General features: G+C 56.4%; 19 protein-coding genes. All 19 read right to left on the minus strand.

Annotated elements, in window-relative coordinates; translation table 11 throughout:
- Positions 1–10: 10 nt before the first annotated feature.
- Positions 11–811 (minus strand): glycosyltransferase family 2 protein, encoded by an 801-nt coding sequence (locus AACL53_RS11065; RefSeq protein ID WP_339084555.1) that lies wholly within the window; start codon positions 809–811, stop codon positions 11–13.
- Entirely contained in the window at positions 808–2,007 is a 1,200-nt protein-coding gene (locus AACL53_RS11070) for a glycosyltransferase (protein ID WP_339084556.1), read from the minus strand. The genes AACL53_RS11065 and AACL53_RS11070 overlap by 4 nt, the downstream gene beginning before the upstream one ends.
- The gene (locus tag AACL53_RS11075; RefSeq protein ID WP_339084557.1) at positions 1,980–3,407 is read right to left on the minus strand and encodes a hypothetical protein; all 1,428 of its coding nucleotides are present in this window, start codon (positions 3,405–3,407) and stop codon (positions 1,980–1,982) included. The genes AACL53_RS11070 and AACL53_RS11075 overlap by 28 nt, the downstream gene beginning before the upstream one ends.
- 33 nt (positions 3,408–3,440) lie before the next feature.
- Positions 3,441–4,628, minus strand: coding sequence for a glycosyltransferase family 4 protein (locus tag AACL53_RS11080; protein ID WP_339084558.1), 1,188 nt, complete (start codon positions 4,626–4,628; stop codon positions 3,441–3,443).
- A 32-nt stretch (positions 4,629–4,660) separates the two neighbouring features.
- The gene (locus AACL53_RS11085) at positions 4,661–5,770 is read right to left on the minus strand and encodes an acyltransferase (RefSeq protein WP_339084559.1); all 1,110 of its coding nucleotides are present in this window, start codon (positions 5,768–5,770) and stop codon (positions 4,661–4,663) included.
- 201 nt (positions 5,771–5,971) lie between these two features.
- Positions 5,972–7,303, minus strand: a complete 1,332-nt coding sequence (locus AACL53_RS11090; RefSeq protein ID WP_339084560.1) for a hypothetical protein — start codon at positions 7,301–7,303, stop codon at positions 5,972–5,974.
- A gap of 132 nt (positions 7,304–7,435) precedes the next feature.
- Positions 7,436–8,725, minus strand: a complete 1,290-nt coding sequence (locus AACL53_RS11095) for a glycosyltransferase (RefSeq protein ID WP_339084561.1) — start codon at positions 8,723–8,725, stop codon at positions 7,436–7,438.
- Positions 8,726–8,744: 19 nt separating this feature from the next.
- Positions 8,745–9,794, minus strand: coding sequence for a glycosyltransferase family 4 protein (locus tag AACL53_RS11100; RefSeq protein WP_339084562.1), 1,050 nt, complete (start codon positions 9,792–9,794; stop codon positions 8,745–8,747).
- A 259-nt stretch (positions 9,795–10,053) separates the two neighbouring features.
- Positions 10,054–11,094 carry a glycosyltransferase gene (locus AACL53_RS11105; protein ID WP_339084563.1) on the minus strand — a complete coding sequence of 347 codons (1,041 nt, stop codon included), beginning with the start codon at positions 11,092–11,094 and terminating at the stop codon, positions 10,054–10,056.
- Positions 11,095–11,105: 11 nt separating this feature from the next.
- Positions 11,106–12,023, minus strand: a complete 918-nt coding sequence (locus AACL53_RS11110) for a glycosyltransferase family 2 protein (RefSeq protein ID WP_339084564.1) — start codon at positions 12,021–12,023, stop codon at positions 11,106–11,108.
- Positions 12,024–12,063: 40 nt separating this feature from the next.
- Positions 12,064–12,894: a hypothetical protein gene (locus AACL53_RS11115; RefSeq protein ID WP_339084565.1), complete on the minus strand. Its 831-nt coding sequence runs from the start codon at positions 12,892–12,894 to the stop codon at positions 12,064–12,066.
- A gap of 26 nt (positions 12,895–12,920) precedes the next feature.
- Positions 12,921–14,264, minus strand: coding sequence for an ABC transporter ATP-binding protein (locus AACL53_RS11120; protein WP_339084566.1), 1,344 nt, complete (start codon positions 14,262–14,264; stop codon positions 12,921–12,923).
- A 4-nt stretch (positions 14,265–14,268) separates the two neighbouring features.
- Positions 14,269–15,210, minus strand: coding sequence for an ABC transporter permease (locus AACL53_RS11125; protein ID WP_339084567.1), 942 nt, complete (start codon positions 15,208–15,210; stop codon positions 14,269–14,271).
- Complete coding sequence (locus AACL53_RS11130; protein ID WP_339084568.1) at positions 15,179–16,267, minus strand: glycosyltransferase family 4 protein; 1,089 nt, start codon at positions 16,265–16,267, stop codon at positions 15,179–15,181. Before AACL53_RS11130 ends, AACL53_RS11125 begins: the two co-directional genes overlap by 32 nt.
- A complete protein-coding gene (gene asnB, locus AACL53_RS11135) occupies positions 16,264–18,114 on the minus strand; it encodes an asparagine synthase (glutamine-hydrolyzing) (RefSeq protein ID WP_339084569.1) in 1,851 nt (616 codons plus the stop codon). The genes AACL53_RS11130 and asnB overlap by 4 nt, the downstream gene beginning before the upstream one ends.
- 1 nt (position 18,115) lies before the next feature.
- Positions 18,116–19,153, minus strand: coding sequence for a UDP-glucose 4-epimerase GalE (gene galE / locus AACL53_RS11140; protein ID WP_339084570.1), 1,038 nt, complete (start codon positions 19,151–19,153; stop codon positions 18,116–18,118).
- A 2-nt stretch (positions 19,154–19,155) separates the two neighbouring features.
- Positions 19,156–20,133, minus strand: coding sequence for a UDP-glucuronic acid decarboxylase family protein (locus AACL53_RS11145; protein WP_339084571.1), 978 nt, complete (start codon positions 20,131–20,133; stop codon positions 19,156–19,158).
- 169 nt (positions 20,134–20,302) lie between these two features.
- Positions 20,303–21,841: a sugar transferase gene (locus AACL53_RS11150; RefSeq protein ID WP_339084572.1), complete on the minus strand. Its 1,539-nt coding sequence runs from the start codon at positions 21,839–21,841 to the stop codon at positions 20,303–20,305.
- A gap of 237 nt (positions 21,842–22,078) precedes the next feature.
- Complete coding sequence (locus tag AACL53_RS11155) at positions 22,079–23,323, minus strand: O-antigen ligase family protein (protein WP_339084573.1); 1,245 nt, start codon at positions 23,321–23,323, stop codon at positions 22,079–22,081.
- Positions 23,324–23,464: the final 141 nt, after the last annotated feature.

Below are 23,464 nucleotides of genomic sequence, written 5' to 3' on the forward strand. Positions count from 1 at the left end.
GAGTTCGCTTTCATCTATACGTCCCTTTTGATGGTTTGCGCGGGCAGCGCAGCCGCCGGTCTACCATCTCGAGGGCAACCATTGTTTCGGCGAGTGTGCGTTGAAGTACGTAAAACCAACCTGCCCAGCCATCGAAAATGCACAGTTTGACGATGAGGGTATATGTGAAAACTAGAACCGGTGCGGGCCAAGCCATCAATCTGATTTGATCGATGCGAGTGAGCCCGCTGCGTGGCACGGACAATAGATAATCGGCCTCCAGCTCGGCATACCGTTGCTGGGATGCGAACCAGCGCGCCAACGGCTTGCGGTCGTCATGATAAACCGGCGCATTCAGACGACCGATCAATCCGTCCAATACGACTCGATGCCCGTGTCCTTCATTCCTGTAAATCGCGCGGTCGCGGCGATAAAGAAGGGTTCTTGGCGGATATAAAGCCGAACGCAACGTCCTCCCGTAGATGCGATAGACGAATGATGCGCTGAATCCCGATATATCCTCGGAGGGGGTGAGACCGTTCATTTCAGCAACAAGGGCTGCGTCCAGCTCGTAGTCGGCATCAAGCGACAGCACCCATACCGTCTCCACTTGGGAGAGCCCGAAATTGCACTGCTGTGCAAAGCCGTCGAACGTCCGCGTAATGATCTCCGCTTGCGGATACTTCCTAATAATATCTATCGTTTTATCAGTGCTGCCGCTGTCGATAATCACGATCCGCTTGGCCCACTTCACCGCCTCCAGCGTCCGCCCGATGTTGGCCTCCTCGTTGAAGGTCAGAATCAAGACGGTGATATGATCCAGAATGCTCAATCCGCGTTGGTCCTGCGGGGCGCCCGGACATTCTGATAAATCTCAATCAATCGCTGTCCCATGACGCGGCTGGAGAATGTGTCCTCGGCAAAAATCCGGGCTCGGTTCGCCATGGAGCGACGCTCCGCTTCGTCGTCGAGCAGACTTTCAAGTGCCCGCGCGACTTCAGCCGCCTTCGGCGGCACCACGATCCCAGCACCGGCACGAGCGACATCTTCGGCGATCGCGACGCCTTCCGCTAATACGCAAGGTAAACCTGCGAAAAGCGCTTCTACCGCGGCAATTCCAAAATTCTCAGAGAACGAGGGGAGCACGAAAACGTCGGCAGCATGTAGTGCGGCAGCCTTTGCATCGCCCTCCACATGGCCGAGCCAAACCACCAAATCTGCGATCCCTCGATCCTTGCATCTCGCCTTGAGTTCGTCGACGTAGGTCGATGAGCCTGATCCCGCAATCAAGAGCGCACTTCCAGCTCTCAGCATCGGGGAAAAAGCAAACGCGTCGATCAGCGCCTCGATGTTCTTCTTCGGGTCCAGACGGGACAGAAATAAAATGAGGCGGCGATTGGAACGTTGCAAATGGGTCGGATGTTGCAACACGACCGCTGGAGCCTCAACTCCCAAGGGAACGACCACGCCGCGAAACGTGAGGCCCAACTCTTCCGCCTCGCGGCGCTCTACGTCGCTCGTAAAGTGGACAACTGCGGCGTTGCGCAAGATGGCCTTTTCGATCAGAGCCACCGAGAGCCGCTTGAGCAGTCGCCGGCGCGCATGCATCCCATAGCAGCTCAAGGTCCCCAGCGGCCGCACGATGTAGGGCACTCCTCGTGCGCGCGCGGCCCAAGCCGCGACCGTCGTGGTGAAGGTGAACAGCGCATGTATATGGACAACGTCATAGTCGCTCACTCTTCGGAAAATTATTGGAATGAGACCTGGAGCAAACTTGTAGTCATTCGTCCATTTGTGAGCATAGATGCGCCTCGCACTTTGGAAAGGTGCGGAGTTGTCTGTGAGCGGCGGACCCACTCGAGTAAGTCCATGGTCTGTACTGAGCGTCGTCACCGCAACTCCTAACGCGCTCAATGCTCGCTCCATCATTACAATCGCATACGATGGGCCCCCATCTCGTGGAGCTACTGACGGTATAACGTGCAGGACCCGCAATTGCGTCATCGACGCTGGGCGACCAAGAGCCATGGCGCCCAGCGCGGGATTATGAGCGTCACTAATGCCGCGGCTACGAGGAGCGCAATAATTAAGCTGCCAAAAACCTTGGTGAAGCTGTTTTCAAGAGGGCCTACGGGCAAGATCACTGCAGTTGCGACTGCCATGCCGAGTAGAGAAGGCGAAGCCTTCCACCGCAGGAACCACCGATAGAGCGCTCCATAAATGAGCCCGATGATGAGTAACGCAATCATCATGCCGAATTGCCCAAAATCGATATAGCACTCTGCGACATAGCCCAAGCTGATCGATGTAGCTTCGCTGTTTCCAACAAGGCCACCCGTATACAAATTTGTTCGTGCAGTGTCGTCTATCGCTGCCTTATCGGGGAAGAACATTCGCGGCATGAATGGCCGCGACACGGCATCCCAAAGGATAGCGCCATTCTCATGCGGAACGCGCGAGGGAACGTAGTTTAGAACGGACGCGAAGTACTCAACGTAGGTCACGCGGCGAAAAAGCTTCTCGGTACTTTCGTCCAACGTCTGCGCGTCTAGTCCCAAAACCAGTTCGGAAAGCTTCTGCATTCTAGTCATGTAGTCGACTGTGACGATCTGCGTTGCCTCGCCTCCTGATATGAAGCTTCGATATTGGCCTTTCACTGCCGTCCAGACGATTCCGAAGCCAAGCAATATTGCGCACAACACGCTCACCATGATGAGCGAACGCATCGTGAATCGGACGCCCGATGCGAAGCCAGCAAATATGGTAATAAAGAACACCGACTTGAAATCTGAAAAATAGCCGCCGACTCCAAGCGCGAGTTCACCCAGGAAGGCGATCGCAAACAAAAACCTGGCACGGGCCCTGCGAACAAATGAGGCATAGGCCAACATAAAAAAGAACGCCCATTTCAAACCAGCGAGCGCCAGCATCGGTTGCGACAGCGCCGGGACAGTCCACGCGAAAGCTAGAGCAGCAAAGCTCACCGCCGCCGACACGGCATATAGCCAAAACCATTTTTCGATAGCCTGAGACAGAGCGAGCGCTCGTGCATTGCGTGCATCTTGGCTATGCGACGATCCTGCTCCGAGCCGCATGCCGATAGCGAGGATCAGGATTCCAAACAGAGACAGCAGAATTGCCGTCTGCATATCACCGCTGAACGGCGCATAATCGGCAACTGTGATGCCGAGCCAATTTGAATGAAAGATCGAGACCGATGCCTGAATCCAAGGGTAGGCAAAAGTAAACAAGAGGATCGGCGGTTCGCCTGGCCTCCAGAGCAAGGTGCTTGCTACGAGAAGCACGAGCACGGCAATAAACGCCAGCCCTATATTTGGACCGAGACCCCCAATAAGAAAGACGCCGATCGCTGTGGGCAAGGCTGCATGCGGAATTCGGAATGAGCTAGGCGCATCCTGCCGCGTCAATCGTTCCCCCGAAGCCCACCTTCTACCAGTCATCTATAATATTCGCGCTCTTTGACCGCGGTTGCGCTCTGAAAGCACCCAATCGAACGCGCCGCGTATCCCGCTTGCTGCTGCTTCCAGGCTATAGGCTCGCGAGATTGATGCTAATTGGTCAGGTTTCGGCCGCTTGGCGACACGTTCCGCTAGCGCATCGGCAAAACTGCGCGTGTTGCCCATTGGAAATGTGCGGCCGACAATTCCGTCACGAGCCAAGTCGGGTGCGCAGCCACATTCTTCAGAAACAATGATCGGCCGACCGCAGGCCAGAGCTTCATTGGCCACGAGACCCCATGTCTCACACCCATTGGACGGTAGCGCCAGACAATCGGCAGCCGAGTATACCGCCGGCATTTCGGATTGATTGCAGAATCCCAGCATGTGGAGCCGGATACCTGCAGTTGCGGCCGCTTCGACCAGTTCCCTGCTTAACGGCCCGTCTCCGGCCACAAGGATCTCAAGCGGAAGACCCTGCTGCCGACAAATCATGACTGCCTCGACAAGGTCGAGGGGTCGCTTAAACGGCACGAGTTTGCCGGCGAAAAGCACTATTGGCGTATCTGAGCGAATGCCAAGTCGCTGACGGAGGCGTGCCCCAGCTTCGGTCGTCGCCCGCGACGCGAACCAGTTTGTATCGACCGCATGCGGGGAGAAGAATAGTCGCCTTTTCGGATAGAGATAATGCTCATAATAAGCGCGGGAACGCCGGCCTACATAGAGCGCCGCATCAAACCTACGAAGCAGGCCTGGATAAACAAGCGCCTTCGTCACAGTCTTTAAGTTTGATCGCGGCGTGTTGAGGTGGCTGTCACCACGAACCAAAACCGGCATACCTAAACGCTTAGAAGCGAGTAGCCCTTGCAGATACGCTTTGAGATGCCAACCCATCACAAGGAGAGCATCGAAGCCGCCATTTCTAAGGCGGTGTCGGATCTCAGGCGTATCACACCCAGAGAAGTGGCCCGTACCAGGTCGACGCGACACATTACTGAGAAAGCTATGTTCGTAGCCTCCAGTAATATCAACGTCCCATTCAAATGCCTTCTCGAAGCCAGCACGTGCTTGCTGTTGAGGCGTCGCCCGATGCGCGAAGAAAATATGCAGATCAAGCTGCTTCGCCAGCTCTCGGAACAATGGCCCATAATACTGTATGGGGTGCGAAGAAAGGATGGCGAGGCGCGGCACGCCCGTTATCCTAAATAAACAACGATGCGCTCTTAGGCATCGACACGAGGTCTATTCAAGGCGAACCACTGATTTACACGGGCATAAACCCGAGTCTCGAGGTAGGGTGCGGACGCAATAAGCATTCCCAGCCCGAGCAACGAGGTAGCTAATCCGCCGAGTTCGGCTCGGCGGCTCGCTAAGAATAAGAGCAAAGGATAGTGCAAAACGTAAATGGTATAGCTGCCCCGCCCCACCGAACCGAATAACCGAACAACGCCGTCAATATAATTAAGGCGCGTTAGCTGCGTCTGCCATCGAACTATTTTGACAAGCAACACGACGCAGAGAGCCACTATGCATCCGTCGTTTAAAATTCTCAGGGTGTCCGAACGAATTTCTAAAGCCATGGACCAAGTCACGAGTGCCATAAGGCTGAGCCAGAAGACGACACGCCTCTCGATCGGTCTCTGACCAAAGCTCGCTCCATAGACATACCCCACTATCCATAGAGGCCAAAGGGTCGCGAATAAGAAGAAGGGATTGGGAAGTATGGCGTTTGCTCCTATCGCCGCGATGCCGACGACAAAACTTCCCAACAATGCAGCATCAATCCGAACTAGTGGATTCGCAATTCTGGAATAGACCGCCCAATAGAAGACCGGCAGAGAAATATAATACCAAACCTCATTTGAGAGGGTCCACAAGGGCCCATTTCCGGCGAAAGGAGGAAACCAAAGCCCCCCTAGCGAGGCTGGCGTATCCAGAAACAGAATGTTGCCCACGAGTACATAGAACGACGTATCAATGGAGTTGCGCTCGCCAGCCCATGATAGCCCTCCCGCCCACAAAAGAGACAACAAAAACATAGGAAGAATTCGACGGGCTCTTTGCAAAAGATATAGTTGCCAAGGGCCAATCCCGTTCAGGATTCCGAGCCGCTCGACAGCAAGAGAAATGCTCCACCCCGAGATGAAGAAGAAAAACAGGATGGCTGTGACGTTCCATTCTGATATCCCCCTGAAGGCGCGCAGCAGGAGACTTTCATCGCCGATCAACGCGGCCATCTCGCGATCATAGAACACCATCAAATGATGATGAACGACCACCAAGGCCGCCAAGCCTCTGCCTGCATCGAGATATATCCAACGCGCGCTGCTCATTTTGCGCTCCAATCCGCGGGCCGGCAGACCCGAAGAATGAGCAACAGAGGACGGAGCGTTCGTAGGAGACAACATTCAACGTTTGTGATGGTGCATCAGCGCCGAGGAATTTTGAAACGCTGACGATGTCTTCGATCTTCGCGGTGCCAGAAGATAAAAGCGCGAAAGGCGGATGCGTTCTCATTCATGTCGGCGCAGGTCTCACCTGACAATACTTGGACTCCATTTTTGCGCAGCTTCTCGAGTATAACGATCTAGCGCCTCGTCCATGGCTGCCGCGACTTGGCGTGCGCTCTCGCGTGCGGAATAGGCTTCAAATTGGTCCCATTTTACAGCATCGGCGCAATAATGGGTGCTTGCGAATCTTTCGAGCGCGTCAGCAACCTGCGAAGGCTCGGGCAATCTCCGCTCGGAAAGCGTGATCGCCATGCCGGCGCGGCTGCGCTCCAGCACCTGCACAGCCGTGCTAGCCTCGTGAAGGAGAGCTATGACGGGCCGTCGCGATTGAACTGCCTGAAACACCTTGGACGGCGTGTAGTGCCTCTCTGTCGATCCGACAATCAGAATGCCGGATGCACCGGTCAGATGCACCAGAACATCGAGGTACGCCATCCTGTGAGGATGCTCCGTCACAAACTTCCCGAGCCCGAGGCGCGAAGCAACGGGCAGCACCGCGTAACCGTTCGGGTCGTTTGGTGACTTGCCTGTGCCAATAAAGTGAACCCGTAGCCTGTTCGAAAGCAGGCTGCCGCGCTCGCGAAGAAGGGCAACGCCCTCGAGGAAACGTTCGAGCACGCCCACTGCTTTCGGCAGCAATGCGCCAGCATACAGCAGGTGCATATTGCCATCGTTCGGATCGAACAAAGAGGGTGCTCGCGACATAACGCTTGGTGCGGAGAAGTCACGTGTCGAAAACCCGTACGGCATCGCAGCGGTGACGCAGGTTTCACGAAGATTGGGGTTTCGCTCCAGTACGCCCTCATAATAACCGCTGGCAACGCCGGTTATCAGTGCAGCATTTCGGACAGCCCAAGGCTCGAGCCTCTCCGAGAGCTTCATCGACAGCCATGCCTTGGAATATTTGACCTCGGCATCCGGCCAGACATGCACCCAGGGATCTATGTAATCAATCCCAAATGGTATTGGCGCTTCCCGGAAGAGCAACTGTCCCAGGGTAGCCGAGTAGAAAGATGGAACAGTGATATACAGAAAATCGAAACGCTTCTCTCGCTTCAGTTTCCGCAGTGCTGAAAGGTGCCAGGGAAGCGCGCGGACTCCGACGTCGCCAATCACCCTGATCGGCCTTGTCGGAAGCGCAGCCGTATGGATCACTTCGAGCTCAGGGTCGACAAGCGACGCCAACCCCCAATCCAGAGCCTCCTCGTAGTGCCGCCAATGCGTTGTGACGATCACGGGGCGCCAGCCAAACTCATGGAGATGCTGGCTCAACAGACGCGCGCGGTGCACTCCAGCTAAATTGCTTGGCGGAAAATGCGGAGCGACGAGAGCGACCGTTCGTTCGGCTTGCTTCATGGCAGGAGATCACACGATATTTTCGCGACTGACTCGCAATCGGATCTCGCGCGTATTCCGTCAGCAAAAGCCCACGCCCATCCAGAAGCCTTGCATAAGCTCGTAGATGAGAAGCCGGACTTCATGCAGGCGTCACAGCTCGACACTCCGCCGGGCATTCGCCACGCTACAGGATCGTCCTGCCGCGGAGATCACCCGATTTACCGCTTCGACCAGACCTCCTCGCTCTCTCTCCCAGTTGTATCGGTTCTGCCCTAGCCGCCATGCATCTGCGCGCGCTACAGCGAGACGATTTGGGTCGCCGAGCACCCGGTCGAGGAGACACGCGAGTGCGTGCGCGTCGTCAATCGGATAAATGAAGTCAGTCATAAAAGTTTCCTCCGCAAATTTCCGATGCGCGGCCGTGTCAGACATCAGAGGAGGCACTCCCGCAAGCAGATACGAAAAGAGTTTGTTTGTCAGGCAGAGTTGACGGCTTTTACTGTGGCCCGTTTCAGCAACGAGGCCTATGTCGTAGGCAGCGGCCAGACACTCCATTTTTTCGGGATCGTCTGGGGGGAGGATATGAATCAGGCTCGCGGCTCCGGCATCAACAGCAACTTTCTTCAAGTATTCCTCATAGTCTGCAGCGGGCGTACCACGGAGATAGAGATGCGGACGCGTCCGCGCCAATCCAACTGCGCGGATTGCGCACTCCAGTCCGCGCCCCGGTCCGATCGTCTGAGAGAACCAATAAACTGACGGGCCTTGCTCTGCTGTTCCCCTCGGCATCGGCGCCGGCGGCGACTGGCTCAACGGGAACACATTAAGGATTACTCTGGGCCGATCGATATCAAAGGCTTTGCAATAGGCGTCGGCGATGCCCGGCGAAGCTGCCGTGACATACGCACACCCCGGCAGGTACCGGGCCTCAATGCTGCGAACCAACTGCTTCTCCAGGGCATATGCTGGATCATCCGGCCAATCGCCGAGGTGAAAGTCCTCGGCATCATAGGCATAGAGCGCACCGTGACGGCGGGCTGCAGCGGCGGCGGCGGGGAGTGCTGCGGGATAGTGCGCGATATAGAGTTCCGCCCGAGTGCGCATCGCTGCAAGAAGCAAGGGCGGAGTGAAGGCGCTGTAGCTCACATCCGCGAGCCACCCAATGCCCGTACTGATATGAGCATGACGGAGCGAGACCTGGATGCCCCTTCGCAACCACCAACGCCACTTCGACCGCAAATCGATCCTTTCAAGATGCCAGGATATGCGGCGCATCAAAGAGCGGTCGCGCGGTTCAACTTGAGCAAGTGTCTGGGTCGCGACAACCGTAATTCGAAAGCCAGCCCGATGGAGCGCATCAGCTTCCTTGACAACACGCGGATTGGAGCCGATCTGGCCGGGCGTGACGATACATACATGCGCAGATGCCGATCGACTCAAAGGCAGCGGTCCTGTCCAGTCAAGCCGGGCCCGTCGGCGCTAGAGGATAACTGGCGCGACACAGCCCTTTCTCAAGCATAGCGATCAGTTCACGACGGAAATCCGACCACTGCCTGCGGCGCGCCGTTTCCAGCGCGTGAAAGCGCATCTCGAAGAGCCGATCGCGATTATCGAGACACCAGCGAAGGGAATCCGCCAAAGCTTGCGAGTCAGCTGCGGGGATGATGAGGCCGTTGTCAGCCGTCACCAGGTCAGCGGCACCCGCTTGATCGCTGACGATGACTGGCAGCCCGCGGGCCAATGCCTCGGCGACGACCATCCCGAAACCGTCAGAGAGGGTAGGAAACACCAGAACGTCGCTGGCCTCGTACGCCTCAAAAAGCTCAGGTCTGGTCACAGAGCCGTGGAAGAAAATGTCTTCCCGTTCCGTGGCGCGAAGACGCGCCGGAAGACCGAAGCGGCCGTAGACATTCAGGCGCGCCGCGGGTCCGGCATTCAACAGTTGCCACGCTTTGAAAAGATAGTGCGCCCCTTTCCCCAGACTGAATTGTCCCGCCCAGATTACTTCGAGAGGCCGCGTCCGATATTTGAGATCTGCCCGGACCTCAGCAATCGGCGCCGGGGCGGCGAGTGGCACGACAAACATCCTGGACGGATCGGTGCCAGCCCTAATATGAGATCGAGCGGTGAGCGACGAATTGGCGATCATGACATCGGCGAGAGCGATCTCTTGACGGCGCCTTTCGTAGCGACGCTCGAATTTCCCGTCGAAATAGGAATCGTGCTTGCAAACAAGTTCTGGCCACTCGCTCTTCTCGCGCTGCTGGATTTCCTCGAACTGCTTGCTATCGAGCGAGGGAAGATGGAGCACTCTGGAAACCCCTTCCTTCTTTGCTCGCTGAAAACTAGCCAACGCCGTGTACTCGAATGCGTGAATTGATTTCGTCTGCGGAACGTATCGATGGGCGACCAGCGCATCGAAGCTATGGCTCATGCGATCCCAGGCCATGTCTTCGAGGACCGGACCAGCTCCCGACATCATCACCGCGCTGCGGAGGATCTCCCACATTGGATAGCAACGTAACAAGTGAGCGGGTACTTGATCGATCGATCGGCGGCCCAACAGTTGAGCGATACGCGTCGCTTTCTCCGTTGGCATCCGCGACAGAAGTGAACTCAATATGCCGTCTCGCTGAAAGGACAGCGTTGTAACAAAGGCTTCGAGCAACCCATGTTCAGCCAGCGCGCGCGCAGCGTGCTGCGCATGGGCCATATTTCCAGGATAAGAAAAAACTGCTCGCACGAAGAACTGTTTCGGTATGCGGTGGTTAGGTCGTCATCCGACCATCACGGCGCGCTATCATCTCCGTGTAGATCTCGAGGTAGCCATCCAGCACCGCCGGTTCGCTGTAGAATGTCTTGACCCGATCGCGGCAGGCGGATCGCGCAATCTGCTCGATGCGGCCAGCTGCAATAACCAATTCGTCGAACGTGTCGACGACGAAGCCCGTCACACCGTCCTCGACGACCTCCGGCACGGCTCCGCGGCGAAGGCCGAGTACCGGCGTACCGCAGGCCATAGCCTCGGCCATTACTATCCCAAATGGCTCGTCCCACAAAATGGGCATCAGCAGAGCTGCGGCCTTCCCCAACAGCTCGCTTTTTTGCCGATCGTTTACGGGTCCAACGTAAATGACCTGATCGCCATCGATATGCCCGGCAATATGCGTCGCAAACCACGCACGATGCTCGTCCGGAATATTCCCGGCTAAGATCAGCCTTCGACCAGCTCGGCGCGCAAGTTCGATCGCGAGATGCGGACCCTTGATCGCTTCGATCCGACCAAGGAAGACGAATGGCGCATCGGGGGCGACCGCTGAGGCAAAGTCGTACACATCAATTGGAACCCCGTTCGGTACGAGATGCCAGCGGGCAAGATGCTTGACGTCCCTCGCCATCCAACGGCTGATGCCTGAGAACTCCAGCGAACCCCGAGAAAGGCTGTGTCCAAGCCGTACACTCCTCGCGGAAATTTCGCGCTGGTAAGTCATCAGCTTTGGAATGGTCAGAGGAAGAATAAGCGCCATATAGGCAACGCGGGAGAAACTGTGAACAATCTCGCACTTCCGCGCGGCGATGCCCCTTGCAAGAACCGCAGCATTTAGCAGCGTGTCCAAATTGCTTCGACTGGACTGTCCAGGCCAAGCAATCAGACTTCCGCCTGTTTTAGATTCAGGGTGCGCAAACACCGTGACCTCATGGCCACGTTTGACGAGACCAAGGGCAAGCATGTCTACGATGCGTTCGATGCCCCCGTAGAGAATAGGGGGAACGGGCAGTTCAGGATCAACAGTTAGAGCGATCCGCATCGAATAGCTTTCTAAGGGTGCTTATAAAGAAAAAGAGCGTCGAGACCTAGGGGAGCTGACAGCATTGCAAATCGATGCCGCTTCTTATGCGCACTTAAAATCGGCTCAGCTTGCTCTCGGGATATTGCAATTTTGTAGTTCTTCTTTTGCACGATGGCGTTTTCTGCAATTTTGACGTGATCAAGCCGCTGTGATTTCGAATCCACGTGCCTTCTGAAATGGCCAAGCTTACGGGATGTTTGCAGAATTCTTGAGCCAGGCGCCAACCGCTGGAACCAGTCATAGTCCATGCAGAAGATTAACGATTCATCGAACCGCCAGTCCTTAAATCGTCCCAAATTCCAGTAGGAGGATTCTTGGCAAACCTGATAGGAGTGCTCGCCGCAAAGGAGCGGATCATTCAACGCAACAAGTCTAGCCTGCCAATAACTCCGCTTAAACAGCCAGGATTCAAACGTCACGTTGCTCGTGTTGCGTCCAAGAAGAATATCCCATTCGTAACGCCTAAAGGTATTTCCGACATATCCCAATGAACGACGCAACAAAAGATCGTCGCTATTCAGGTAAGTGCCTATTTCCCCCGATAGCAACGCTAACCCCTTATTGATCGCGTGCGCCTGTCCCTGATCCTTCTTGCTTTCCCAGTGATTGAGCCAGTGGGAATATTTCCTGATGATTTCGACGCTGTTATCGGTCGAGCATCCGTCCATCACTACGTATTGAAGATCGGAGTAACCTTGCAACAAGACGGACCGAATGGTCTCCTCCAGGTATTGCCCTTGATTGAAGCTTGGAGTGACTATCGAAATCCTGGGCCACGACCTGCCGTCAGGCATGGTATCGCTCAGCCGTGGCGATTCGATCGTCCACGGCCAACCCGTTTTGCCGGATGGAGGATCGGGAAGATCGACAAGACTAGGGCAGCGCATGAGTAGACTTCACATCAATCCCCCGACTGTGGCGCAGCATTCAGGAAATGGACGCGCGCTCATCGAGAAACAACACGTTCATCGAACTAACACGATGTAGGATGTCGTTGATTCCTTCTCCGCTATCGTTCATTGCCAGCTGTCTTTGCCCGAGACGCCACCAGGGTTGAGACCTCTCGCCTTTCCGGGCGATCTTCAGTCGAGCCTTATAGTCAGCATCGGTAGCGTTTTCGCTAATCGCCTCCAGAAACTTTTGACCAAGCGTCGTCCAAATATTCCAATCCCACCGTTCGCCATGGACGAGATGAACCACCGAGGGTTCGAGCAGACGAAGCTTGCACCCCTTCATGTGCAATATCACCGGCAAATAGTGATCCCACCAGGGCGCGCCAAAGACCATTTGGGAATCCTTCAATCCAACAACGTCGGCAACATTCGCGGCAAAAAAGTCAAAGCCGTCACAGTAGGGACTGCCTTCCGTTTGGCCCACACACTCAACATCAATCCTCCGACAAAACAGCAGCTCACCTGGTTGAAGCCGATCTACGGCATTGGCCAACTCTGGTTTCAAAATGAGGTCGGCATTCGCTATTGCGAATCGCCCGTTGACTGCTTTTTCGGCTCCAACTGCCAGCATATCCGCGAAAAAAACATGCGGACGCCCAGTTACCTGTGAGGCATCCCTAGTGACGCGAACCGCTGGCAAATCGCTCCGCGTATCTTCACGAGCGGAGTTGACCGAGAACGCTTCAAACGAAGCACCACGCCATGAGGCAATGCATTCTTCTTGGTACGCCTCACCCACATCGGCGCCAGCTGCGTCCAAACGGTATAGTCGTGGAGGAATCGATGTGATCAACGGAAATCGCATAGACGTAATTTTCTTTCTGTTTTGTCCTATGCCCGATTAATTACTAGGTCTGCTTTCTTACCAACAGGCGAATGAGTCCATATCCAGTTGGGAGCCAGTATTCCGGGCCGGGCGCTCATCCAATAGGGAGAGTCACTCAAGCCTCCGCGTATTTCGAAGAAAATCGCTGGACTATTGCGGCCAGGATGGGCGATCCATTCCCTGTGGTGCAGACTTGCCATGAGCTCCACCCGATACCTGCCCTCGTTGAAAAGCCGCTTCGGCAACGCGCAGTAAAGCTCCTGCTTCCCCTTTTGCAGTTGGACCCGGACTGCTTCATCCGCGTCTGAGCTTAGAGACCACAACAATTCCTCCGAATGGCCGTTAAAAATAACCATTCCAACATTTAGTGCGGGGTCATTTTGGCGGACATCAAAACGGACGACGATGTATAGCTGCTCGTCATTGCGAATTGGCGCTGTTACCGCTTTCCCATCGACGTCGACGACCGCAAAATACAATGGCTGCAGAACCGGATGATCTATTTCGCGGCCTGGGTTGGTCCATTCGCTTCCCGAACCTTCATCGTTTCCTTGCGATGAGAGATAGCGATCGATCGTGTTGCGTACAGAGTCATTCAATTTGTCTGGTCGACCGCCCCTCTCCAGCAACATCGCACTCGAGCAGAGTGCCTCTACAGCCCCCATGTTGTGACTCACGAAGAGAACAGTTCTTCCGTGACCTGCCACGTCTTGCATCTTGCCGAGACACTTCTTCTGAAACTCTGCGTCGCCGACGGCCAGGACTTCGTCGATAATGAGGATTTCCGGCTCAAGATGAGCCGCGACTGCGAATGCGAGGCGGACGTACATTCCAGACGAGTAGCGCTTCACGGGAGTATCGAGAAATTTTTCGATTTCCGCGAAGGCGACGATCTCGTCGAACTTGCGGCGGATCTCGGCGCGGGTCATTCCAAGTATGGCGCCGTTCAAGTAGATGTTCTCGCGACCCGTAAGCTCCGGATGGAAGCCCGTGCCGACTTCGAGCAGGCTTGCAACGCGGCCCTTGATCTCGACGCGGCCCTCGCTCGGCTCGGTGATGCGCGACAAAATTTTGAGAAGCGTGGATTTACCGGCACCGTTTCGACCGATGATGCCGACGACCTCTCCGCGTTTAATTTTAAAGTTGACGTCTTTGAGTGCCCAGAACTCTTCGATTTCATCACCGACGACGAGTTGCCGGCCGCGCATCACGTCGCGGGCGGAACGGGTGAACGCCGTCACGCTACTCTTGATCACATCTCGTAGGGCGCTATAGCGCTCGCGCTCAGCCTGATGGCCGATCAGGTATTTCTTGCCCAGTCCCTCAGCGCGGATCACAGCGTCCGTCATGGACTTACATCATGTCCGCGAAGGTGCGCTCGGTGCGGCGAAAGTAGCGAATACCGAACCAGAGGAAGAAGGCCACGACGCCAAGGCTGGCCAGAAAGCCAGGCATGTAGAGCGGGCTTTGTCCGCCGAGGAGACACCAGCGAAACCCGTCAATGATGCCGACAAGCGGATTGAGGTTGTAGAGCAGGCGCCACTCCTCCGGCACTACCGAGCTCGTGAAACCTACAGGAGAAATGTAAAGCCCGAATTGGACGATGAACGGAATGACGTAGCGGAAATCGCGATACTTTACGTTGAGCGCAGTAATCCACAGCGCAGGGCCAAGGCTGCCAACCATTGCCAGCACTATAAAACTTGGCAGGAATACGATCTGCCAGCCGGGCACAAATCTGTAATACGCCATAATCAGAGCGAGCATCGCTAGATTGATCATGAAGTCGACAAGCGCGACAATGACCGACGCAGCAGGAACGACAAGGCGTGGAAAATAGACCTTCGATATGAGGTTAGCGTTGCCGATCAGACTGCCGGAAGCGTCGGCGAGTGCACTGGAAAACAAAAACCAAGGCAACAGTCCGGCGAAGACCATTACCGGATACGGAGCCTGTCCATCGCTCGGCAGCCCTGCGAGCTTACCGAAAACGACCGTAAACACGACCATAGTAAGGAAGGGGCGGATTAGAGCCCACGCAACCCCGATGACCGTCTGCTTGTAGCGGACAGCGACGTCGCGCCAGGCGAGGATCGCGAAGAGTTCACGATAGTGCCATAGGTCCGACCAGTAGTTGCGCTCAGCGCGGCCCGCCTCGAGCACGATCGTGCGATCGTGCGCTCGCTGAGAGTCGGCAGTACTCGCGCCGTCTCCGGCCAAGGGTCCGCTCGCGATTGCGGCATGAGCCAGCACGTGTTTCATCCTAGCGGAAGCTTTCGAGAAGATCGTCGACATGCGCGCTGAAATTTCCGGTACAGAAGCGGTCATGCGCGGACGGCGCCGTTGGCCGGCCGTGTCCAGCGAGCAAATCGCAGATTGCATCGACGAGTTGCGGCGCGTCCTCGGGATCGACGAGAGTACCGATTGCTCCATCTGCCAGCGCGTCGACGCTGCCGTCACGATTTCCTGCAATGACAGGAAGTCCGCAAGCGGCCGCCTCGAGAAAGACGATGCCGAACCCCTCTCCGATGCTTGGCATGGCAAATACGTCTGCAAGACGAAAGTAATCGGGAAGCTCATGCTCGGGCACGTGTCCGGCGAACAGCGTGATGTCCTCGACACCCAACTTTTCCGCCGTTTTCTGTAGGCGCTCCCGGTCATCTCCATCACCGGCGATGACGTAGACGACATCCGGCACACGCTGTTTGATTGCAGGCAAGGCATCGATGATCCGATCGTGGCCTTTGTACTGCTCCGACGCTGCGAGCCGCGACACCGTCAGGATTACCCGCCGTCCGCGAATGTTCAGACGGTCGAGCAAATGCTCCGGCTTCTGGCCATTGGTGAAGCGCGGCTCGAAAGTATTCGGCAGGACGCGGACACGCTCGGGCACAACGTCGGCCCATTGGAGAAAGCGGCTGCGCGTAAACCGGCTGACGGCCGTTACCAACGTTGCGCTTTCGGTCGCCGTTCGCGCCAGTCTGCCCAAAGGCTCCCAGGCATCGACGCCGTGAAGCTGCAGCCACATCGGCTTCTTGAGAAATTTGGAAATCGCGGCCGCAATTGGCGACATGTAGATATGACCGCAGAATACGAAGTCGAACGGACCGCCTAACGCGGCACGCGCGATCGCTTGTGTGGAAAAGGCCAATCTCGCGGCGCTGGCTCGCGCCTGCAGAACTTTTTGCGGCAGAGCCTGATCGCCGGGGTTTCCCTGTCGCGGAAGAATGCAGATTTCTCGTACGCGCGCAGACGTCGCAAATGCCGAAATCAAATCGCGATTGTAGCGGGCTATGCCGCCGTGACCACCGAATGCATCGGTCACAAGCGCCAAGATCCGTAAACCGGTCACGCGTGCGCCTCCGGCGCCGAAGCCACGCCATAGGCCCAGCGACGCGACCAATGACATCCGATATCGTTGAGAGAGGGCACACTCGGATACTCGACTTCGCCGCTGCCGCGTCTCAGCCAATCGCCGATCGGTGTCGTGAACCCCGTCTTTCGGCGCTTCGTTACGGTCGCCGGCAGCGGCGTACGCGGAGCGCGCGCAAGGCTCATTTTCGAGCCACGATCAGGTTCGGTCATACGCTGCGAAGCGGTAGATCTGAGAAGCACTGAGTCGACGAGAGGAACACGCACTTCAAGTCCGTGCGCCATGCTCGCCCAATCGGTATCGCGCAGGAGCTGGTTTCGCATGTAAAGCGAGGCCTCGAGAGCCGCGACTTTCGCGAACGACGATTTCGGTCGCGGCGTCAGTTCCGTCTCGACCATCATCAATGGTCTCAGCCGTCTCAGCCCGCTGTGCACCGTCTCCGGATCGAGTACCTCTTCGAGCTCCCAAGGCATGAAGAGCCCCCGGCGCAGAAGATAGGCTCCCGGATAGGTTCCGGCATATTCCACGAACCCCGCCGCCTTCGGACTATTGAAATACCGGCAGAGACCACTGGAGAAGAGTGCCTTGCGGATTGCACGCCCGAGCAACGGAATTCGCGACGGGATTGCCATCCGGGCGGCCCATACCGGGATTTCGCGAAAAGACGGATAGCCGCCGAATAGCTCATCGCCTCCGAGGCCGGACACCGCCACTTTCAATCCAAGCTCTTTGGCGGCCTTCGAGACAAACCATGTATTTATGCCATCGATCGACGGCTGATCCATCGCATCGAGTATGCCCGGCAGGTCCGTTTGAAATTCTCTTTCGGTGACGACGCGCGTCGTGTGGCGGGTGCCATAGGTCCGCGCAACTTCCGCTGCCAGCGGCGCCTCATCGTCAGCATGACCTTTGAATTCTTCGAAACTTAGCGTCACTGTCTGAATATCGCTTTGGCCGGCGTCACGCATCAAGCCGACGAGCGCTCCGGAGTCGATGCCTGCGGAAAGGAAAGCACCAACCGGCACGTCTGCGACGAGGTGCTGTTTGACGCTATCGAGCAGAGCTTCACGAATTTGAGCTTGGCCGTCTATCGATCGCGGCTCCCGGGCATTTTGTTCTTCGGCTTCACGGTAAGCGGCAGCAATCGAATGGTAGCGCGTGAGCTCGTGTGCGCCGATGCGGTCGACGACAACCGTAGCTCCAGCGGGCACTGCGCGAATAGCTCGATAGCTGGTGAACGGCTCCGGCACGCTGCCCCAAAGATAGAATCCAACCTGACCCGCTGGCTCCGGATCACGCGAGACTTTGCCACCCTCGAGTAGCGCCTTCACTTGGGACGCAAAGCGGAAGGTCCAGCCATCATCGGCATAGTAGAGCGGCTTAATCCCGTAGGGATCGCGGGCGAGAAATAGCTCCTTCTTGTCCGCATCCCAAATCGCGAAGGAGAACATTCCCCGCAGATCATGCACCATCGCGTTGCCCTTCTCGGCGTACAGGTGCAAGAGAATTTCCGTATCGGAATTGCTTCGGAATGTTCGGCTTTTGGCCTCCAGCTCTTGGCGCAATTCGCGGTAATTGTAGATTTCTCCATTGAACGTCACGACTAACTTCCCGTCTGAGCTGATCATCGGCTGCGACGCCGCTTCACTCAGATCGATGATCGACAAGCGACGATGCCCGAACCCCACGCGGTCATCATCAGACGTCCATTGGCCTTTCCCGTCGGGACCGCGTGCCGCCATGTAATCGCGCGATCGCGTAAGCTCTTCGCGATCAATCAGATTAGCTGCGTAGTGGTAGGCAAAGATGCCGTTGATCCCGCACATACTATCGCCAGGAACCGGCTACCGGCCGCGCGAATTGGGCACGCATCGGATCTAGCTGCTGGCGTTCGTGCCACGCCCACGCGGTCTGAACAATATCGCTGAGGCTCGAGATTCTGGGGATCCAAAGCAATTCTTCCCGGGCCCTGGTCGCATCGCTAATCAGCAGCGGTGGATCTCCTGCACGGCGCGCACCAATTGCGACAGGTACGCGGCGACGGGTGACCCTTTCCACCGTATCGATCACCTGACGAACCGAAAAGCCACGTCCGTTTCCGAGATTGTAAGCCGACGATCCAGTGCTTCGCTCCAACGCTTGCAACGCTTTGACGTGCGCGTCGGCCAAATCCGAAACATGAATATAATCACGGACGCACGTTCCATCGTCCGTTTCGTAGTCGGATCCGAACAACGTCACGCTGCTTCGCTTGCCTGAACACGCGTCCAACGCAAGGGGGATGAGATGCGTTTCCGGATCATGATCCTCGCCGATTTCGTTTTCGGGATCGGCTCCCGCGGCATTGAAATAGCGCAGGACGATGGAATTAATCCGGTGCGCCGATCCAAAATCCTGGAGCATGCGCTCGACCATCAATTTCGACGCCCCATATGGATTGATGGGTTTCTGGACAGCCCCTTCTGTGATCGGCAAGCTCTCCGGGACGCCATAGGTTGCGCAGGTACTCGAGAACACTATGGTCCGAATGCTGTGATCCCGCATTGCCTCGATGATATTCAGACTGCCGCACACGTTGTTGCGGAAATATTTTCCAGGATCGGCAACGGACTCGCCGACATAGGCGCACGCCGCGAAGTGCATCACTGCTGAAGGCCGGTATCGGTCGATGGCGGCGTCCAGCGACGTACGGTCAAGAATATCGCCGATGACGAGCGGCCCCCATTTTACGGCCCATTGATGTCCGTAGCTGAGGTTGTCGAAAGTGACCGGCGCATATCCCGCTCGCGCCAAGGCCTTGCATGCGTGCGAACCGATGTATCCGGCACCGCCCGTTACGAGGACCGTGCGATCACCGGAATGCACGATTAAATTCCAAAGGGCGCAAGAACAGCCTTCGATTGAAGCGACAGGAGTCTCTCGAAATAGCCGATCGTCAGACGGAGGCCGTCGCGCAGCGGCACGATCGGCTTCCATCCAAGTTCGTCGTTGGCCAAACGGATGTTCGGCTGCCGCTGCCTCGGATCATCCTGAGGAAGAGGCTGATAGACCAGCTTCGATTTCGAACCCGTCATGTCTATGGCGAGTTCCGCGAGTTCCTTGATCGTGAATTCGTTTGGATTGCCGAGATTGACGGGCCCCGTCAGCTCTTTCGGCGAGTTCATAAGGCGGATGAAGCCGTCGATGAGATCGTCCACGTAGCAGAAAGAGCGTGTCTGGGCGCCGTCACCGTAGATCGTGATCGGTTCACCTTTGAGCGCCTGAACGATGAAGTTCGAAACCACGCGCCCATCGCTCGGGTGCATGCGAGGACCATAGGTATTGAAAATCCGCGCGACCTTGATTTCCAGTTTGTGCTGCCGCCAATAATCGAAGAAGAGCGTTTCGGCGCACCGCTTGCCCTCATCGTAGCAAGAGCGCGGGCCTATCGGGTTGACGTTGCCCCAATAATCTTCGGTTTGGGGATGAACTGAAGGATCGCCATAAACTTCGGATGTCGAAGCTTGGAAAATTCGGCACTTCAGCCGCTTCGCAAGTCCCAACATGTTGATTGCACCGTGCACACTCGTCTTGGTCGTTTGCACGGGGTCATGCTGGTAATGAACCGGCGATGCGGGACAGGCGAGATTGTAAATCTGGTCAACTTCAACATAGAGCGGAAACGTCACATCGTGACGCATCAATTCAAAGCGCGGATGATCAATGAGATGCTCGATATTTCCCTTTGTCCCCGTGAAGAAATTGTCGAGGCAGATCACTTCGTGCCCGTCGCCTAGGAGGCGGTCGCACAGGTGAGAGCCAAGGAACCCGGCTCCGCCGGTGACGAGAATTGTGTTTCTTCGCATGCTAAGTCATCACTCGGTAAGAAAGCCAAAAGCTACCGCACTCCGGGTGAAATGATCTCCCCAGGCAACTCACAATACAAATAATTACGCCGAGTAGCGGCAAAAAATTTGAAGTGTTACTTTTTATAACAGATGTCGGTTTTGGTTCGTCATTAGAGCGCTTTTCGTATTACGCGACGCGTGCCGTCCTCTCAGTCGCAGCGGAAACTTCGTCGTAAAACTGTCTGTCGGTTTCCGCGGGATTTTGGCAAAAGCCGCTCCGCCGCAGGTCGCGCCATGCTCGTGCGATCGCGAGCGTATTTACCCGCTCGCCGAAGACGAGGATCCCGAACGTCTGCCACAGTATTCTGATATCGAGCTTGAACGACGCGTTTTTGAGATACCACACGTCGAGCGCCGCTTTGTCGGCAGCGGAGATATCGCGGCCACCTTCAACTTGAGCACATCCAGTCAGACCGGGCCGGATCATCAAACGCGCGACGTATTCGGCCGGCTGATCTACCGGCAAAAGCGGCCGAGGGCCGACAAACGACATCTCGCCAGCCAGAATATTGTAAAGTTGGGGCAGTTCATCCAAGCGGGTTCGCCGCAATATTCCGCCCCAAAACGTGATGCGGTCGACCTCCGATAATTTCTGGCCATCGACAGAATGCTCGGCTCGCATGCTGCGGAATTTGTACATACAGAAAGGTATTCCGCCGACGCCCGGCCGCTGCTGCCAAAAGACGACCGGAAAGCCGACTTCAACGGCAACTAGGGCTGCGACCACCACCATGATCGGCGCGAGCAGTACGAGCAAGGCAGCAGCGACAGCAATATCGATAAGCCTTTTGAACCGCCAATAGGGCCGCTTCATCAGAGCGGAAAGCCGTTCATTGTCGATGGCGAACGCGGCTCGCCCATCGGGGATTACCCTGAGCCCCCGCGTGTTGCCGGTCGGAACTCGCTCAAATCCCAATCGCTCACCTATGAAGTCAACGACAATGATCGTCGTCTTTTCCAAGTGGAGCAATGCATCGCGCACCTCTTGGGCGAGCGCGTCGAATGCTTGGGTTATGACAAGCCGATTGATGGCGACCCCATGCACCGAAAGCCGCTGCACGACCTCGACAACATTCTCGGGGGTTCCCAAAATTTGATGACGAAGAACAAGTCTGCCGAGGTGACGGTCGTGACTCCCGAGTATCCCGGCAACTCGAACGCGGTCGTTACCGAACTCGGCAACAGACCTCAGATAGAGCTCCGTCAGCCTGGTCATGCCGATGATCAGAACCGTTTCCGCGGCACCAGGGACGATCGGCTTTTGGAACTGCGCCGGGCGGCCTCGGGCGACGTAACGCAAACGCATCAGCACCCGAACTCCGACCATGCCGAAAATGATCAATCCGCACTGCAATATCGGAAGCGCCCGTGCGACGCCATCCAATCGGTTAATCGTAAAACCGAGCGCAACAGCTCCGACCACGATCACGACCGAGGCGCCGACTATCCTCAAGTAGTCCGGCAGAGCAGAGAGGCGCCAGATAGAGCGATCCAATCCGAGCGATGGAATGACGACACTCGCGACACCGATAGTGCAAAGAATATAAACGAGATCAGCAGCCTGCCTCTCTCGTGAAACATCGAAATTATCCCGCAAGATCGACGCGAATATCGTCGCCAAGACCACGAGAAAAAGATCGCAAAATAGCTGAATGAGCCGACGCATGTGTGCAGCGCTCCCCGCAACGCGAAATCAATTCGGAAAATTCCCCTTCCCCAAGCAGTCCGTCCGCCTGCTGTATATCAGCATGCGCATCATCCGAAGGCAATGAGTTGCTCATAAACCCGTGCGGAATCGAACGACGCAAGCAGAATGTTGCACTGCGGCTACAGCGGCGGAGGTGCCACCGGTTTTCTGAACATCCGTCGCTCGCATTCAGGCGCTTCGATCGCTGCGATGAGCCTATTTATTCCTAGGCTTTTGCTGGAACGGATTTGGCTGCCATTCGTCAGGCCAATCGATATCTGCGCCCCAGGCTTCACCCGCAGATGCCGGGATTTTTTCGGGATAATGCTGTTCAAAGCGAGCGCGATCTATGCGGTCGTCGTGGACGTCTGGAGCTTGTTCGTTCGTGTCCACACTGGCGAACGGCCTAACCAATAAGGCACATGAAAATGCGAACACCACCGCTATCGCGGTCGTTCGCAGTGCGTAATCGACAACAGCGTGGGCGATCAAAAGCACCACAACGAGAAGCGCAGCCCTCTCCCAGAGAATATCGGTTGCAGATGCCATTGCGGTCGGGCGACGCCAAAGGTCGAAGCATCGCCACAAGATCCATGCGCCAAAGGCCGCCATCAAGAACAAGCCCGGCAGTCCCGCTTCGAGCGCCAACTCAAGGATATCATTGTGCGCATGGTTCGCGTAGGCAGCAAAAACATTCTCGCGCGGCTCAAACATGCCGTAGACATCGACAAACGTTCCCATGCCCGACCCAAACGGCATAAACGCTCGCGCGGCCTCAAAGGTGTTGCGAGCAAACGGCCATCGCGCGTCATCCAGGGTATCTGCTCCAAAGCGCTCCAGGATGCGCAAGAAGGCAAATTGGAGCGCAAAAATCAGCGATAGCGCTACCGCTGCGACAAGCACCTTGCCTGCTTGCAGTCCCGTCTCACGGCGCAAATCAAAATTGGCCAGCGGCCAAGCGAAGAGCAGAGCCGCCATTGTGAGCCCCAAGCCCGCACGAGATCGCGCCACGAGCTGGGCTGCGATCAAAATCAAAATAACGACAAATCCAGCGATCAGAGGCAGCAGCGCGGCGGGCTCAAACAAGCGCTTCCTACCGTTCAACCCTGCATCGATGAGCCAGGCACTTGCAAAAACAGTGAGGCAATAGAGAAGGGCCGCGAAATGATTGCGATTTGCGAAGAACCCGACGGCCTCACTCGGATTCGTATAATCAAAGAAACGCAACGGACTGCCGGGCCCTTGCGCGACCTGGACCAGCCCAAGGCACGCACTCAGGAGGCCGACACTCAGTAGGAGATAACTCAGTTGCCGGCGTGCGACCCCACTCAATGACACCGTGCCAAGAAACACTGCAAGCGGCGGCATTAGCGCGACGAGGCTCAGCCAGGTACCCGTTGGATAAACCGTAATCGGCGCCCATTGTCCTTTATTCCCGGCCAGCTCGAAGGCTGCCGCCACATTGGTCCTCTCAGGAAGATGGGACCAAATTGCAGGAGGAAGCGGCACCAGTTGCAGCAGCGGCACGCAAATGACGGCCACACAGAACCCAAGTATTGCGTGGGTCTCTTTCGTCCTTTCAAGATCAAGCATCTTTGTCGA

Source organism: Hyphomicrobium sp. ghe19 (genome assembly GCF_902712875.1).
In the GTDB taxonomy this organism is placed as follows: Bacteria; Pseudomonadota; Alphaproteobacteria; order Rhizobiales; family Hyphomicrobiaceae; genus Hyphomicrobium_B.

Bases quoted from the DNA above. Each gene is read 5' to 3' on its own strand.
- AACL53_RS11125 (WP_339084567.1), bottom strand. From the start codon at position 15,210: ATGTCGACGATCTTCTCGAAAGCTTCCGCTAGGATGAAACACGTGCTG.
- AACL53_RS11090 (WP_339084560.1), bottom strand. From the start codon at position 7,303: ATGAAGCAAGCCGAACGAACGGTCGCTCTCGTCGCTCCGCATTTTCCG.
- AACL53_RS11085 (WP_339084559.1), bottom strand. From the start codon at position 5,770: ATGAGCAGCGCGCGTTGGATATATCTCGATGCAGGCAGAGGCTTGGCG.
- asnB (WP_339084569.1), bottom strand. From the start codon at position 18,114: ATGTGCGGGATCAACGGCATCTTTGCCTACCACTACGCAGCTAATCTG.
- AACL53_RS11150 (WP_339084572.1), bottom strand. From the start codon at position 21,841: ATGCGTCGGCTCATTCAGCTATTTTGCGATCTTTTTCTCGTGGTCTTG.
- AACL53_RS11145 (WP_339084571.1), bottom strand. From the start codon at position 20,133: ATGCGAAGAAACACAATTCTCGTCACCGGCGGAGCCGGGTTCCTTGGC.
- AACL53_RS11105 (WP_339084563.1), bottom strand. From the start codon at position 11,094: ATGCGGATCGCTCTAACTGTTGATCCTGAACTGCCCGTTCCCCCTATT.
- AACL53_RS11100 (WP_339084562.1), bottom strand. From the start codon at position 9,794: ATGTGGGAGATCCTCCGCAGCGCGGTGATGATGTCGGGAGCTGGTCCG.
- AACL53_RS11115 (WP_339084565.1), bottom strand. From the start codon at position 12,894: ATGCGATTTCCGTTGATCACATCGATTCCTCCACGACTATACCGTTTG.
- AACL53_RS11110 (WP_339084564.1), bottom strand. From the start codon at position 12,023: ATGCGCTGCCCTAGTCTTGTCGATCTTCCCGATCCTCCATCCGGCAAA.
- AACL53_RS11070 (WP_339084556.1), bottom strand. From the start codon at position 2,007: ATGGCTCTTGGTCGCCCAGCGTCGATGACGCAATTGCGGGTCCTGCAC.
- AACL53_RS11120 (WP_339084566.1), bottom strand. From the start codon at position 14,264: ATGACGGACGCTGTGATCCGCGCTGAGGGACTGGGCAAGAAATACCTG.